We start from the raw sequence: 15,720 nt of genomic DNA, 5'->3' as shown, positions 1-15,720 counted from the left end.
ATGTTGAGATGGTGCTGCTTCGGTTTCGAACGGACGACATCCAGCTCACCCCGCATCACCTCTCCAGGAGGCCGACGCCGGCGCGCGCCGCGCGACAGCCGCGCCGACGTGCGGTAGAACGCCCCAGGCGCTGGAACCGGGCGCGCCGGTTCACTGGCCTGTTCTCCTGAAGACCTCGTGAGGTGCCCATGAATCCCAGGAAGATGTCCCGCCGCTTGCCCGTGTGGCTGTCAATCTGCGCGATGAGCGGAATCGGCCTGATCGGCTGCGGCGGCGATGACGACGGCGGCGCGGCTCTGCCGGGGGAGGTGGATCGGTACCCGCCGCTGCCCGAGGCCGCAGGGTCGTTTGGGGCGGCCGCGCTCGGCGGGTCCGCCTACGTGCTCGGCGGCCACGTCACGCCATCGCACGTGGGGACGGACTTCTCGAGCGCCGACCTGACGCCGGCGTTCCGGCGGCTCGATCTCGCCGAGGGCGGACAGTGGGAGGAGCTCGCGGACGTCCAGCCGCTCGAGGGCGTCGGGCTGGTCAGCCACGGAGAGCACCTCTACCGGGTCGGCGGGCTCCGGATCGAGAACGCGCCCGGCGAGCCGGAGGACCTCCACTCCGCGGCGACGGCCGAGCGTTACGACCCGGCCGCGGCGGCGTGGGAGCCGCTGCCGGAGCTGCCGGAGGGGCGCTCGGCGCACGGCACGACGACGGTGGGAGACACGCTGTACGTCATCGCGGGGTGGACGCTGGACGGCGACTCGAGCTCCGGCACCTTCCCGAACGGCGGCTACAAGCTCGATCTGTCGGCCGAGGACGCGGTCTGGGAGCCCATCGCCGAGCCGCCGTTCAAGCACCGATCCCTGACCGCCGCGGCGCTCGGCGACAAGATCTACGCGATCGGCGGCGTGGACGAGGCGGCGGCCTTCACCGCGAAGGTGTTCGTGCTGGATACGAAGGAAGGGACATGGACCGAGGGGCCGTCGCTGCCCGAGGCGCCGCCCCTCCACGCGTTCGGCGCGGCGTCGTGTGTCGTCTCCGGGAAGCTCTACGTCAACTACGCCGGCGGCCTCTACCGGCTGAGCGCGGCGGGCGACGCGTGGGAGCCCGCGGGCACCATGGCGACGCCGCGCATCTTCAACGGCCTGCTCTGCCCGAGCGAGCGCGAGCTCGTCGCACTCGGCGGGTTCAACCTCTCGCAGGGCGCGGAGCCGCTCGATGAGGTGGAGGTGATCTCGGTCAAGTAACCTCGAGCGAGCAGCGCTCAGCGCCCCGCCATCGCGAACGCGATCCCGCTCTGGAGGGAGCTCCGCACCGCGAGGCGGCCGACGTCCACCCCGCCGGCGGCCAGCCGGTGGGCGACCTCGGGGCGGATGCCCGTGAGGACCACGCGCGCGCCGAGCAGGCCCGCCACGCGGACCACCTCGAGCAACACGTCGACCGCCGGCCCCTCGAGCTCGTCCACGCCGGTCAGGTCGAGGATCGCCATGCGCGTGCGGCGGCTGGCGATCCCGCGCGAGAGCGTCTCGACGATGCGACGCGCGCGCTCGGCCTCCAGCGGGCCGATGAGCGGCAGGACCACCACGTCGTCGCTGATGGGGATGAGCGGCATGGTGAGCTTCGCCAGCGCCGCGTCCTGGGCCTGGATCACCTCCTCCCGCAGCCGCGCCCGCTCCTCCTCGGCGCGCCGGCGATCGGTCAGGTCGATGCCCGTCATGATGACGAACCGGGCCGGATCGTCCCTGTCCTTGCCGCGCAGGACGGCGCCGGACCATGCGGTCACCCGGCGGGCGCCGTCCCGCGCCGTCCACGGGACCTCCACCTGCTTCCTCGGCGTGCCCGCGCCGATCTCCTCGAAGAGCGCCCGCAGCGCCGCCGACGCCCCGGGATCGGGCGTGAGATCCCAGAGCGAGCGGGGCTCCAGGAGGCCGCGCGTGTTGCCCAGCGCCCGCTCGGCGGCGCTGTTCATCCGCACGATCCGCCCGCGCGCGTCGAGCACCACGATGAGGCCGTCCACGAGATCCATGACGGCCGCCATGAAGTCCCGCTCCCGGCTCAGCATCTCCTGCGCGTGCTTGCGCTCGAACAGGCGGCCGAGCTGCCGCGCGATGCGGCCGATCGTGACCGTGAACTTGCCGTCGTCCGCGAGCTCGGCGTCGGAGAAGAACTCCAGCACCGCCACGACGTCGGCGCCGACCACCACGGGGAACGCGAACCCCGCCTTCACGCCGAGGTTCTTCGCGAGCCGCGCGCGCGGGAAGTTCGCGTCCTCCGTGACGTTCCGCACCCACGCCGGCTGCTTGCTGGCGAGCACCCGCCCCGGCAGCCCGATCCCGGAGGTGAACTGCGTCGCCTCCGTGACCGTCTTGAAGGTCGCGAACTTCACCTCATCGTCGATGTACCAGAGCGCCGTCGGGATCAGCAGCGAGGGGTCGTCCGCGGCCGGCACGTACACGTGACCGACGGGCCAGGACAGGTGGCCGCAGATGTGCGCGATGGTGCGATGCAGGGCCTCTTCGACGCTCGCCGCCTCGTGCACGTCGACCGTGACCACCCGCAGCAGCTCCACGAGCGATCGCTCGTCGGTCAAGACGTTGTCGAGCCTCATTCGAGCCTTCGTCGCCGCATCGTCAGAGCGTTTGAGGAGACCCGTCATGGCACGATCGATACCATGAGCAATGTATCCGACCCGTTTCGATGCGACGACTTGACGGTGGCCCGGTCCCCGCCGAGGCGCCTCTACTCAGCGCGCCGCGAACCTGATAACGTCAGCGGCCGCACCGCCGGCGCAGCCGCTGGACGATGCGACACGACGCCATGCGATCTCCCCAACACTCGCGGCCTCGCGCCGCGGCGAACCCGCTTGTGAACTGTCTTCGTCGCTGCGCGCTCGCGGTCACGCTGCTCGCCGCGGCGCCGGCGCTCTCGGCGGAGCCGCCGGCCCGACCCGCCGCCGACGCCCAGCAGCTCGCCCGGGCGAAGGGCCACGAGGGGCTCAAGCTCTACGGCGCGGACCGCTGGCAGGAGGCGCTGGAGGCCTTCCAGGAGGCGGATCGGATCTACCACGCGCCGACGCTCGTGCTCTACATGGCGCGGTGCCAGCGCAAGCTCGGCAAGCTCGAGGAGGCGCAGGCCCTGTACGAGCAGGTCCTCGGCGAGCCGCTCCCGGACGATCCGCCGCCCGCGTTCCTCGAGGCGCGGAAGGACGCGGAGGTCGAGCTCGCGGCGGTGCGCGACGCGCTCAAGCCGGCCGCGCCCGCGAAGGCCGGCGCCGCGCCCGCGCCCGCGCCGGCGCCGGCCGACGAGGCGCGCCGCGGCTCGCTGCTGCCCGCCGGCCTCGCGTTCGGGCTCGGGGCCGTGGGCCTCGGCGTCGGCACCGCCACGGGGATCATGTCGCTGTCCAAGGTCTCTCACATCAAGTCGCACTGCGACGGCCACCGATGCCCGGCCGAGCTGGAGGGCGACGCGGACACCGCGACCACGCTCGGGAACGTGTCCACCGTGGGCTTCGTCGTGGGCGCCGCCTCGGCGGTCGCGGGCGTCGTGCTGCTCGTGGTGCGGCCCGGCGGCGGGGCCGCGCCGGACACCGCGGGCGCGGCGGCGGCGCGGGCGCCGCGCGGCGTCGCCTGGAGCGCCGGCGTGGGCGCCGGAAGGATCCAGATCAAGGCGAGCTTCTAGGCCAGCGCCGCCAGGGCGGGGGAGATCCGCCCGGCGGCGCCGAACCTCACGTCAGTTACGTCAGTTGCACGCCGCGGCCTGGCAAGCCTCGACCACCGGCCCACACGCCTCCTGGACGCACGCGCCGCACGCCTCCTCGCCCTGGCCGCACGCCTCGTCGCACGCGCCGAACCCGCCGGTGATCTGGCAGTTGACCAGCTTCGAGACGGAGGCCGACGCGCCCTCGCAGCTGTTCACCACGCAGCCGAAGAACTCGGCTCCGCCGTCCTCCGCGAGCGGCTTCGCCGTGGAGATGCACGAGAGCGTCTCCGCGCACGTCGCCGTCCCGGTGCCGAACCACGTCCCGATCGAGCCGTCCTCGGCCCTGCATCTCTCGTACGCCGGGGAGCGCGGGAAGTACGGGCCGATGAGCATGCACATCTCGTCCTTGGTGGTCGGGCCCTGGATGACGTCGCGCGCCTCGGTGTTCGTGTAGTCGCACCGGAAGTCGAGGGACTCGCCCGCCTTGAGCTCCAGGAACGGAGAGAAGTCCTTGGTGGGGACGTCCTCCCACTTGTTGTGGGCGTAGATCTGCTCCATCGCGCCGTCGGCGCCGACCTTGTGGGCGGCGTAGCCCACGCCGCGGCGGTGCATGTGCGACTGCACGCGCACGACCGAGATGTCGTGCTCGGTCGTGCACCGCATCCGCGCCGAGGACTCGCCGCGCGCCGGGACGTGGATGAAGGGGTTGTAGTGGAAGAGCATGCCCGCTTCAGTCTTCACGTCCTCGTCCGGGATCGTGTAGAGGTTGATGCGCGCGTCCGTCTCCATCGGGTCGGGCGAGGTGTTCAGGTAATGGGTGTTCATGACGAGCACCGTGCCCGGCGCGACCTTGACCGCCACGCCCTCCGGCAGGTCGCCGAGGATCGGGTTGCCGTCGGGGGACTGGGAGCCGGACACCACGCCGGTGACATCCCAGTCGGCCTGGGGGCCGTCCTTGCAGTCGTGGACCTGGCTCGCGTCGAGGGCGACGCCCCGGCGCGTCTGCGCCGGGATCTCGGTGTAGGCCGTCGCGAAGAGGAGGACATGGTGGCTCCCGCCCGAGTACCGCACCATGTCGCGCTGGATGTTCAGCCCCTCCGGGGGCGCGACGAAGAGCTGACAGCGCTCGATCTCCTGGCCCGGCTCGATCGTCGTGACCATCCGGTACTGGACGCCGGCGCCCTCGGCCGGCGGATCCAGCGGCCCGTCGTCCGGCGGCTCAGGGCCGGTGTTGGACGACGAACAGCCGACGAACGCGGCGGCGCCGACGAGAGCGATCAGTCTGGTGAGTGTGCGCATGAGTTGATTCCTGCTGTGGGTTGGTCGCGGTGCGGAGACGCCCCCCGCGGAGCTACAAACGAGCCGTGCTGACAGGGCGACATCCCCCCGAGAGGCTCGCGTGAAGGAGCGAGACCAGGGGCGCTCCAGGCGAGCCGAGTGTCCGGCTGGTCCGCCGGAAACGTGGGGAAGCCCCATGGTGAAGTCGAGTCTGACACCGTAGCCGAGCGAAAGTTCCGACATCGAGCGCCGGAGATCGCGCGGCGATTCGACGGTCGCGCGTGGTGATGCCACGAGCGGAAACGGGTGTCGAGCACGAAGCTCGACGCCGCTGACGCGACGAGTCGAGTGTCGTTGGGGGGCCTACATGGGCCGCTGGCGGGATGTCTCCGCGTTTCAAGGAGCGTAAGTGAGCATCGTCGGGTGCAACGCCAACACCTGGAGCACGAAGCCGACGGGCAGGGCTGCTGGGTCCCGGCGCGGCGCTGGGCGTGGCACGTCGCGAGGTGGCACGTCGCGGGGGTGGCACGCTGGCACCGGCGCACGTGCGGCGCGCCGATTTCCGGCCATCGGTGCGGGGAGGACGGTGAGCCCGCAGGCGCGGCGCCGCGCGGCGAGGCTGTTCCGGGCGCCCTGCCGCCGCGCGGCGACCGGAGCTCCGGCGACTCGGGCCCTGGCATGCGCTCTGCTATCCACCTGGACGCGGGGCGCGCTGGTGGACAGGCCCGCTGCGCTGCGCGCGACGCATCGAGGAGCGCGGCGGGCAGCGACGGCCACGGACAACGAAGACCTACCCAGCATCCGTGCGGGAGCGCGCCCCGCGTCACTTCGCTTGGCTTGCTTCGTTGACGGGATCTTGCTGCTCCGCGCCCCGGCTTGGCTTGCTTCTTTCACCCGTCGTGCCTCGGCCGCGCGGCGCCGTCGTGTTTCGCCGGCGAGCGCCCTTTGCCGGCGGCGATGTGCTCGCCGGCGGCCGCGAGGCCGAACCGCGGCATGTTCACGTAGACCGAGTGGTAGGCGCCCGCCTTCACCTCGTAGGTCTCGTGCCAGATGCCCACGTCGCCCGTGTCCCTGACCTCCTTGTTGTAGCGGCGCCACGGCCCGAGGTGGGGATCCTCCGGGTTCTCCGCGAAGCGGTAGAGGTCCTCCCGGCTGCGCCAGTACTGGATGACGAGCGGCCCGTCGAGCGTGATGGCGCCCCGGACGCTGAGCAGCCCTTTGTGCTTGTGCTCGCGGAGCACCCGCAGCATCTCCCCCATGGACTGCGCGATCCACCCCCACGTCCTCATCTTCCACGGACGGTTCGGCCTCATCCCGATGATGAAGATCACGAAGTCGCCCTCGATCTTCGCCCTGTACCGTCCAGCATGAATGAGTCCCACGCGATTCCTCCGTCGAGAAAAGAGGCGGTGATGGTCGATGACGGCCCGGCCGCGCCGCCGCGGGCCGGGCGGGCGGACGTCACGTCTTGCGGACGACGAGCTGGTAGCCCTGCGCGACGATCTCGTGCTCTCCGCGGGCGAAGCCGAGGAACGCGTCGATGCCGGGCCGCGGGTCGATCGACGCCGCGATCTCGGCCGGGTAGGAGCCGCCGATGGCGTAATCGTCGAAGATCGCGAGGCCGCCGCGCCGGAGCAGCGGCCAGACCGAGAGCGCGTCCTTGAGGGCGTCCGCGGGGTGGTGTGATCCGTCGATGTACGCCAGATCGAACAGCGCGCCCGACAGGAGCGGGAGCGCCTGGTGCGAGGTTCCTTTGAGCTTCGTGACCTTGTGTCCGGCGCCGGTCTGCCGCACGTTGTGATCGAAGTGGCGCTCCGCCTGGAGCTGCCCGGGGCTCTCGAACGGATCGACGCAGACGATGCGGCTGGTCTCGTGCGTGAGGATGTTGTCGAGCAGCCAGCAGGCGCTCAGGCCCTCGAACGAGCCGATCTCGAGGCACCTCACGCCGGGCTCGCCGCGCAGCGGGGCGAGCACCTCCTGCCAGGAGGGGATGTTGTGAGAGAACCAGTCCTGCGTGATGTGGTATCGCGGGTGGGGGACGCGCTCAAACAGGCACGCGCGGCCGAGCAGCTGACCCACGGCGTCGCGGGCGGCGCCGCTCAGGTCGGCCGCCCTGGCGAGCGGATAGACGACCTCGAAGGCGACGCGCTTCGCCAGCGAGAGCGCCTGGAGCGCGGCGTCGCCGCCCCGCTCGGCGCGGCGCGCGAGCTCGTCGAGACGGGCCCCCAGCGTGGCCGCGAGGCGCTCGAGGGCCGAGGAGATGCGCTCGCCGTCGGCGCCGTCGGCGCCGTTGGCGCCGTCGGCGCCGTCGGCGCCGTCGGCGCCGTTGCCCAGCGCGCGCAGGATCCCGAGGTGCAGCTCCGTGGTCCCGCGGTCGAAGACCGAGCCCTCGAAGGACCCGGGGAGAGCTCCGCGCTCGACGTCAACCATGGGCTCGATCTCCTCGCTCGCTCGACCTCGCGGCCGCCTCGCGCCGGTGTTGCTGGACCACGCGCGGCTTGATGACGTTCCTGGCAATGTAGGTGATCCACCACGACGGCATGGGCCTCAGCATCATGCGCCACAGCTTCATCGAGAGCGGCGCGACGTCCGGGATCGGCCGGTCCGCGGGGATCGCGGCGTCGAGGAGCGCGCGGGGGACGGCGGGCAGCGCGTCGCGGTGGACGTAGAGGAACGTGTTGAATCGATACCAGTACGACACCTCCGGGCTGTCCTTCACCGCCGGGCGGACCGCGTCGAGCAGCACGTACCCGCGCTCGTGGAAGAGCTCGCGCCAGTACCGGTACGGGCGCTCGTTGATGTGGAACTCACCGCCCTGGCCCGGCGGCGCGGCGGAGAACAGGACGATGTTCCCGTGGCGCGTCAGCGATCCCACGAAGTCCCTGGCGGCGTCGTGCGGCAGGTGCTCGCCGACCTCGAGGCTCTGGACGAGGTCGAAACGACGGCCGAGCTGCACGGGGCGGGTGAGATCCTCCGCGCGGAACTCGGCGGGATCGACGAGCAACGCGGAGCGATCCACGTGGGATCCGTCGAGGCCGAGCACCTCGGGGACGCCGAGCTGCTTCCAGACCTTCAGCCACGCGCCGTGGCCGCACCCGAAATCGACGACGCTGGTCACCTCGAACCACGCCGTGAGGAGGCGGAGGATCGGCGCGGCGGAGCGCATCGCCTCCCTGTTCATGATGTCGTAAAACTCTCTATCGTAATCGTACATGGTGCCCGTGCCTGTGGTTCTGGGGTCTCGACTCCATGCAGCCTCCGGCGGCGTGCGCGCGGCAGGCCGCCCGCTCACTCGCCGCCCTCTTGCAAGATCGTCATCGCCGAGGCCCTCGCGGAGGCCCTCCTGCCCGGCGCGCCGGCGCTCTCGGGCGCTGCCGACTCCCGGATGAGCGATCGCAGCGCCTCGAGGAACCAGCCGTTGAGCTGCTCGATGGTGCCGCGGCGATGGACGTTATCGCTGTAGTTCCACAGCGCCGCGAGCCGCCCGCCGAACACGCCGACCTGGACCTGGAGCAGGAAGTCGCGCGTGTTCCGCGGGTCCTCCATCGCGCGAGGGACCATCGGCACCGCGGCCAGCAAGGCGCCGCCCGAGAGCGACGGCTCGAGCTGCCCGACGTAGTTGAAGATCAGCTCGCGCCTGGGCAAGGCCCTCAGCGCGCGGGCGAGCTCGCTGTCCTCGGTGAGCCAGCGCGAGGGCGCGTAGGCCGGCCCGTGGCTCAGGAAACGATCGAGCTGGCCCTGGACGCGGCGCAGCGCCTCGGTCGCGGTCGCGGCGCCCTGGCGCCGGAGCAGCAGGGGAATGCCGTGGGCGAAGAGCCCCACGGTCCGGGCGAGATCCATCTCCTCGGACAGGGCGTCCCGGCCGTGCATGATCACGTCGAGCAGCAGCGCGTCGACGCCCGCCGAGCGCGCGAACGCCTCGCCGAGCGCGGAGAGCAGCGCCGCCATGATGTGGGTCCTCTGGGCCCTCGGGACGTCGTGCAGGAGCGCGCTCGTCTCCTCGGCGGAGAGCGACGTGGAGAAGATCCGCGTCGACGCGATCGTGTTCGACTGCCTCCCTCCCGGATGATCGATCGGCAGCGGGGGCGCGGCGTCCCAGGGCTGCGAGGCCCAGTAGGCCGCCTCGCGCTGCTGGTCGATCGCGCGCGTCTGTTCGACGAGCCGCTCGGCCCACGCCTTGTACGACGTGGTCTTCGGGGGCAGCGCGGCGGGCTGCCCCTGCGCCAGCTGGCGGTACGCGAGCTGGAGATCGGCGAGCACGATGCGCACGGAGACGAAGTCGCTCACCAGGTGGTGGAGGATGAGGAGCAGCCGGTCGCGCCGGCGCGCGCCGAGGTCGTAATAGACGAGCTGCACCAGCGGGCCGGCGAAGAGGTCGAGTTTCGCCTGGAATTCCGCGGCCTTGGCGTCCATCGCCGCGTCCTGCGCCTCCTCGGACTGGGCCGAGAGATCGACGACGGTGACGGGCGCCGCGCCGCCGGGCGGCGCGATCGTCTGGCGCCACCCGCGCCCGTCGCGCTCGAACCGCGTCCGGAGCGCGTCGTGGTGCAGCATCACGGCCTCGAGGGCCTGCGAGAGGCGCTCGGGCTCGATCGGCTGGAGCACCTCCCAGAGCGTGGACAGGTTCCAGTGGTGCGGGTTGGGCAGGTCGCGCGAGACGAACCACCGCTGGTTCGGCCCGAGCGGGACGTCGCCCGTGACCAGCGCGCTCGCGTCGCCGGCGTCCGGCGCGGCGCCCGCGGGGGACGCCGGCTCGGCGAGCGTCCGGTGCAGCTTGTCGGCGAGCTCCGCGACGCTCGCGCCCTTCAGCAGGTCGACGACCGAGACGGTGGCGCGGAGCTCGGTGCCGATCCGGTTCTTCAGCTCGAGCGCGAGCAGGGAGTCGAGCCCGAGGCCGCCGAGCGAGGTGTGACGGTCGATCTGGGGCGCGGCGAGCCGGAGCACGCGCGCCACGAGCGCCGTGAGGTGGCCCGCGAGGCGCTCGCGCTGCTCGGCGGGATCCGCAGGCTCGAAGATCGCGTGCAGCAGGTCCTCTGACGGCGCGCCCGCGGCGCCCTCGGCCTCGCCGGCGGCGCGGCCGCCGAGGAGGCGGGTGATGAACGGCACCGTGCTGCCGGAGGAGAAGTTCCTGTCGGCGAAGCGCTGCGGGTCGGGGATCCACACGACCGTCGACTGGTCGACGTCCTGACGCAGGACGTGCCCCAGCGCCTCCAGGCCGAGGTCCGGCGAGAAGAGCGTGAGCCCGCGGTCGTGGAAGTAGTCCTCGAGCAGCGTCGCCATGCCCGCTTCGCCCCACGGGCCCCAGTTGATGCTGATCGCCGGGAGGCCGCGCGCGCGCCGGTGGTGCGCGAGCCCGTCGAGGAAGGCGTTGGCCGCGGCGTAGTCCGCCTGCCCCGCGGTGAAGCCCAGCGCGGCGAGCGACGAGAAGAGCACGAAGAAGTCGAGCGGCTCGGCCGCGAGGTGCCGGTGCAGGAGCCACGCGCCGTGCGCCTTCGGGCGCGCGGTCTCGGCGTACTCCTCCTTCGACAGGTCGGCCATGAGGTGCGGCCTGCTCACGCCGGCGGCGTGGATCACGCCCCGGATCGGCGGGTGGCCCTCGCTCCGGCGCTGCTCCAGGAACGCGGCGAGCTGCGCCTCGTCGGCGACGTCGATCGCGGCGAGCTGCACGCTCGCGCCGAGCGCCTCCAGCCCGCGCACCGCGGCGATGCGCTGCCCGGCCGGCGTGTCGGCCGCGACCGACGGCCACGCGGCGCGCGGCGGGACCGCGCTGCGCCCGAGGAGGATCAGCCGCCGCGCGCCGCGCTCCACCATCCAGCGCGCGACGAGGAGGCCGAGCGCGCCGAGGCCGCCCGTGATCAGGTAGCTGCCGTCGGGCCGGAACGTCAGCGCCGGCGCGGCCTTCACGAGATCGGGGCGCTCGACCAGCCGCGGGACGTAACGCTGCCCGCGGCGGTAGGCGACCTGGTCCGTCCACCGGCCCGCGACGAGGTCGGCCGCGACGAGATCGAGCTCGCCCTGCGGCCGGCTCGGGTCCAGGTCGACGAGGCCGCCGTAGCGGTCCGCGTGCTCCTGGTACGCGACGACGCGCAGGAGGCCCCAGATCGTGGACTCCGCGACCGCGGTCGGGGGCAGATCCGGCGTGACCGCGTGCACGCCGCGCGTCACCGCGAACACGCGCGGCAGATCGCCGTGGCCGCTCTGGTCGAGCGCCTGGATGAGGTGCAGCAGGGCGATCGGGCCGCGCGCCTGCGCGCTGTCCAGATCGTCGAGCGTCATGTCGTCCGCCGGGGCCGCGTCCAGGCCGAAGAGGTGGAGGATGCCGCGCCAGGGCTGCCGGGGGCCGCCGAAGACGGCGTCGACGAGCCGCCGCATGTCGTCGAGGGACGCGGGGTCGACCGCGAGCTCGCGCCGCGCCTCGTCCGCCGCGAACCGCTCGCCGGCGAAGGCGAGCACACATGTGTCGCCCTGCGCTTCGAGCCGCGCCGCGAGCGCTCGCCCGAACCCCTGCCGGTCGGCCAGGATGAGCCAGCTGCCCGGGGCGCGCGGCGCCGAGGCGGGCGCGGGCGCCGCCGCCTCGGGCTCGGGCTCGGGCTCCCACTGGACGCCGTAGAACAGGCTGCGGACGTCGACGGCGCTCGCGCCCTGCGCGTGCTCCAGCGAGCGGGCGACCGCGCCCCGCAGCTCCAGCACCACGTTGCCGTCGTCGTCGCAGGCGACCAGATCGCCGCGCATGAGGTGCTCGTCGAACGCCGCGATCCGGGAGCGCACCCAGAGCCGCTCGGGCACCGGGCCGTGGAGCCGCAGCGATTCGATGTGGGTGGGCAGGTAGACGCCCGGGCCGCGATCCCCGGCGCCGTCCGGCGGCATCGTCGTCGCCAGCAGCACCTGGAAGCAGGCGTCGAGGAGGGCGGGGTGCAGCGTGTACCCGCCCGGCGCGGCGCGGTCCTCGTCGTGCAGCGAGACCCGCGCCACCGCCGAGCTCGCGCCGCGCCACAGCGCGACGACGCCCTGGAACCGAGGGCCATAGTGCAGGCCGAGGCTCTTCAGGTAGCGATAGCAGTCGTGTTGCGGCGTCTCGCGCGGGTGCTCCGCGCGCCACGCGTCGAGCGAGATCTGCCCTGCGCGCCGGGCCCTGGGCGCCAGGCGGACCGTCGCGCTGGCGTGCTCGGTCCACGGCTGCCCCTCGCCGCCGGCGCGGCTCGCGACGGTCGCTCTCCCCTGCTCGCCGTCACAGACGAGCTGCACCCGCGGCCGGGGGTCTGCCCCGCTGTCCGTCTCCGTACCTGCATGCAGCCCCGTGTCCGAACGCAACGTGTCTGAACGCAAGAAGAGGGCCTTGCGAAACTCGATGTCCGAGAGCTCGACGTCCTGATCCCCAGCGTCGAACAGCTCCCGGGCCGCGGAGAGCATCATTTCGATGTACCCCGCGCCCGGGTACACCACGGTCCCCTGCACCACGTGGTCGTTCAGGTAGGGCAGGCGATCGACGTCGATGACGTTCTCCCAGGTGGGCTGGAAGCTCGGCAGGCGCTCGCCGAGCAGCGGGTGGGCCGGCGCGCCGAGCCGGTCGCGCCGCGAGCTGTCCGACTCGATCCAGTGGGCCTCGCGCTGCCAGGGATAGAGCGGCAGCCGCACGGGGCGCCCGCCGCGCGGGTGCACGCCGCGCCAGTCGACCGGGAAGCCGGCGACGTAGAGGGCGCCCAGCGCGTCCAGCAGGGTCGCGCGCTCCTCGGCCTTCCGGCGCAGCGAGGCCAGCACGACCGCTCCCTGGCCCGAGAGCGCGGCGCACTCCTGGATCGACGCGCCCAGCACCGGGTGCGCGCCGATCTCCAGGAACGTGCCGTGTCCGTCGTGGAGCAGCGCCTCGGCGGCGGCGGCGAACAGCACGGGCTCACGCACGTTGCGCCACCAGTACGCGGCGTCCCACTCCGTCCCTTGCGCGCGGGCGCCGGTGACCGTCGAGTAGAGCGGCACCTCGGCGCGCCGCGGCCGGAGGTGCGAGAGCGCCTCGAGCAGCTCGCCCCGCAGCGGATCCATGTAATGGCTGTGGTAGGGCACGTCGACCTGCAGGAAGCGGACGAAGGCCTTTTGCGCCTCGAAGGGCCGGACGAAGGCCTCCAGCGCGGCCTTCTCGCCGACCAGGGTCACCGCGCTCGGGCTGTTCACCGCGGCGATGGAGATGAGGTCTTCGTGGCCGGCCAGGGCGGCGCGGGCCTCCTCGAGCGGGACGCCGAGCGCGACGAGCTTGCCCTGGCCGGTGGTCCGGTGCTGGAGCCGGCTGCGGTGGTAGATGATCTCGACCGCCTCCTCGAGGCTGAACACGCCGGCGCAATAGGCCGCCGCGGCCTCGCCCGCGCTGTGGCCGACGATGGCGTCGGGCGCGACGCCCCAGGAGCGCCACAGCGACGCCAGGCCGACCTGCAGGGCGAAGCTCGCGGGCTGGGCGATCTGGGTCTCGGCCATACGCGAGCGCGCCTCGTCGGCCAGCATCTCGTCGAGCAGCGACCACCCGGCGTGCCGCCGGAGGAGCACGTCGCACGCGCGGACGGCCTCGTGGAACACCGGCTCCCGGGCCAGGAGCTCGCGCCCCATCGCCCACCATTGGGGTCCCATGCCGCCGAACACGAACACGAGGCGGCCGGGGCTGCGCGGCCGGCGCCCCATGGAGAGCCCCGGGACGGGCTCCCCCGAGAGCAGCGCGGTGAGCTGCGCGGCGAGCGCCTCCCGCGACCCGGCCCGCAGCGCCAGCCGGTGCTCGTGGTGGGTGCGGCGCACGCCGGCGGCGTGGCAGAGGTCGCCCAGGGAGCCGGGCGCGTCCTCGCCCCGGGCGAGCGTGTCCCGGTAGGCGCGGACCGTGTCGAGCAGCGCTTGCTCGCTGCGCGCCGACAGGGGCAGGAGCTCGGCCTGCGCCTCCGCCGCCGGCTCCGCGCGGCGCTCGGCCGGGGCGTCCGGCGCCGCCTCGAGCACCACGTGCGCGTTCGTCCCGCCGAACCCGAACGAGTTGACGCTGGCCATGCGCGGGCCGGCCGTCCGCGGCCAGGGCTCGAGCGCGCGCGGGACCCGCAGGCCGAGCCGGTCGAAGTCGATCCCGGGGTTCGGCTGCTCGAGGTGGAGGTGCGGCGGAATGGCGCCGTGTTTCAGCGAGAGCGCGGCCTTGATCAGCCCCGCGATGCCCGCGGCGGCCTCGAGGTGGCCGATGTTCGTCTTGACCGATCCGATCCAGCACGGATCGTCCGGCGCCCGGCCGGCGCCCAGCGCGGCCCCCAGCGCGTTCGCCTCGATGGGATCGCCCACCGGCGTTCCCGTGCCGTGCGCCTCCACGTACTGAATCTGCGCGGGGGACACGCCGGCCCGCGCGTACACCTCGCGGATCAGCGCCTGCTGGGCCTCGCCGTTCGGGACCGTGATGCCGTTCGTGCGGCCGTCCTGGTTGACCCCGCTGCCGCGGATCACGGCGTAGATGGGGTCGCCGTCGTCGAGCGCCCGGCCGAGCGGCTTGAGCACCACGATCCCGGCGCCCTCGCCCCGCACATAGCCGTTGGCGCGCGCGTCGAAGGCCTTGCTGCGGCCGTCGGGGGAGAGCATCCCCGCCTTGGACTCGGCGATCGTGTACTCCGGCCGGAACATCGCGTTGACGCCGCCGGCCAGGGCGAGCGAGCTCTCGCCGTTCCAGAGGCTCTGGCACGCGAGGTGGACGGCGACGAGCGAGGAGGAGCAGGCGGTGTCGAGCGCCACGCTCGGCCCGCGGAGGTCGTAGAGATAGGAGAGCCGGTTGGCCAGCATCGTCATCGCGGTCCCGGTCGCCGCGTGCGGGCCGATGAGATCGCGGTTCTTGCTGTCCATCTGGAGGATCTTGGTGTCCTCGGTGAAGCCGCCGATGAACACCGCGGTATCGCTCCCGGCGAGGCGCTCGGGGACCACCCCTGCGTCCTCGAGCGCCTCCCAGCTGACCTCCATGAGCCAGCGCTGCATCGGATCGAGCGACGCGGCCTCCCGCGGGGACATGCCGAAGAACAGGGCGTCGAAGAGCTCGATGCGCTGCGCCACGAACCCGCCCCAGCGAGACACCGTCTTGCCGGGCTTCGCGGGGCGAGGGTCGTGGAAGCGCGCGGCGCTCCACCGGTCGGGCGGCACCTCGCCGATCGCGTCCACCCCCGCGCGGAGCAGCTGCCAGAAGCTGCCCGCGTCGTGCGCGCCGCCCGGGAAGCGGCAGCCGATCCCGATGATCGCGATCGGCTCCGCCGGCGCGCCGGCGCCGCTGGATCCGCGCGAAGGCAGCGGCGAGTCGATGTTGCTGGGCATGCTCATGTCCTTCTGTCGTTGGTCGTTCGCGCCGGACGACGCGCGCCCGGGGTCACGACGGTTCAGGGCCATTCGCGGAGGCGGCGCGCGTGCGCCCGGCTGCGCGAGGGGGGATGCCAGACGGAGGTGCCCTGCCGGTCGAGCGGGGTCACCCGCGCTTCACCGGATCATCCCAGGAGCCCACGAATCAAGGTGCTCCCGCGCTCTCGCCGAGCGGCGCCGCTCGGCGGCCCTCGCCCGCCGGAGCGGCGGAGTGGACCGCCGAGAGCGCGAAGGGCGCGCCGTCTGGCGTGTTAGGGGGCGAGAATGGCACCCGGCGCACGACACGCAACGTCGTTTTCTTGCCAAATCGGTTCATTCGATTGGAACGCGTCGTGCTGCCGATTCGTCGTGGCGCGCTGTTGGCGCAGTTCGATCGGCAAATTCGTTGTTTTTGAAATGTGTCTTCGTGTT

8 protein-coding genes are annotated in these 15,720 nt (G+C 72.8%); 2 read left to right on the top strand and 6 right to left on the bottom strand.

Features of this window, described 5'->3' with window-relative positions; genetic code table 11:
* Positions 1-242 precede the first annotated feature (242 nt).
* Positions 243-1,235 carry a Kelch repeat-containing protein gene (locus WMF43_RS38065; RefSeq protein ID WP_437672457.1) on the top strand — a complete coding sequence of 331 codons (993 nt, stop codon included), beginning with the start codon at positions 243-245 and terminating at the stop codon, positions 1,233-1,235.
* Between the two features lie 17 nt (positions 1,236-1,252).
* Here WMF43_RS38065 and WMF43_RS38060 read toward each other — a convergent pair whose 3' ends face one another.
* Entirely contained in the window at positions 1,253-2,596 is a 1,344-nt protein-coding gene (locus WMF43_RS38060; RefSeq protein ID WP_437672455.1) for an STAS domain-containing protein, read from the bottom strand.
* Positions 2,597-2,853: 257 nt separating this feature from the next.
* Here WMF43_RS38060 and WMF43_RS38055 point away from each other — a divergent pair, with 257 nt between their 5' ends.
* Positions 2,854-3,666: a tetratricopeptide repeat protein gene (locus WMF43_RS38055; protein WP_437672453.1), complete on the top strand. Its 813-nt coding sequence runs from the start codon at positions 2,854-2,856 to the stop codon at positions 3,664-3,666.
* A gap of 60 nt (positions 3,667-3,726) precedes the next feature.
* Here the strand turns inward: WMF43_RS38055 and WMF43_RS38050 are convergent, their stop codons facing one another.
* From WMF43_RS38050 to WMF43_RS38030, 5 genes are all read right to left on the bottom strand, one after another.
* The gene (locus WMF43_RS38050) at positions 3,727-4,986 is read right to left on the bottom strand and encodes a hypothetical protein (protein WP_437672451.1); all 1,260 of its coding nucleotides are present in this window, start codon (positions 4,984-4,986) and stop codon (positions 3,727-3,729) included.
* An 869-nt stretch (positions 4,987-5,855) separates the two neighbouring features.
* A complete protein-coding gene (locus WMF43_RS38045) occupies positions 5,856-6,347 on the bottom strand; it encodes a DUF4188 domain-containing protein (protein ID WP_437672449.1) in 492 nt (163 codons plus the stop codon).
* Between the two features lie 79 nt (positions 6,348-6,426).
* Positions 6,427-7,395 carry a class I SAM-dependent methyltransferase gene (locus WMF43_RS38040; RefSeq protein WP_437672447.1) on the bottom strand — a complete coding sequence of 323 codons (969 nt, stop codon included), beginning with the start codon at positions 7,393-7,395 and terminating at the stop codon, positions 6,427-6,429.
* Positions 7,388-8,179 (bottom strand): class I SAM-dependent methyltransferase, encoded by a 792-nt coding sequence (locus WMF43_RS38035; RefSeq protein ID WP_437672446.1) that lies wholly within the window; start codon positions 8,177-8,179, stop codon positions 7,388-7,390. The genes WMF43_RS38040 and WMF43_RS38035 overlap by 8 nt, the downstream gene beginning before the upstream one ends.
* A 74-nt stretch (positions 8,180-8,253) precedes the next feature.
* A complete protein-coding gene (locus WMF43_RS38030) occupies positions 8,254-15,267 on the bottom strand; it encodes a beta-ketoacyl synthase N-terminal-like domain-containing protein (RefSeq protein ID WP_437672444.1) in 7,014 nt (2,337 codons plus the stop codon).
* Positions 15,268-15,720 lie beyond the last annotated feature (453 nt).

The sequence above is a fragment of the Sorangium sp. So ce131 genome (assembly GCF_051519095.1).
Classification (GTDB): domain Bacteria; phylum Myxococcota_A; class Polyangia; order Polyangiales; family Polyangiaceae; genus Sorangium.
This window is presented reverse-complemented; position numbering and strand designations above follow the sequence as displayed.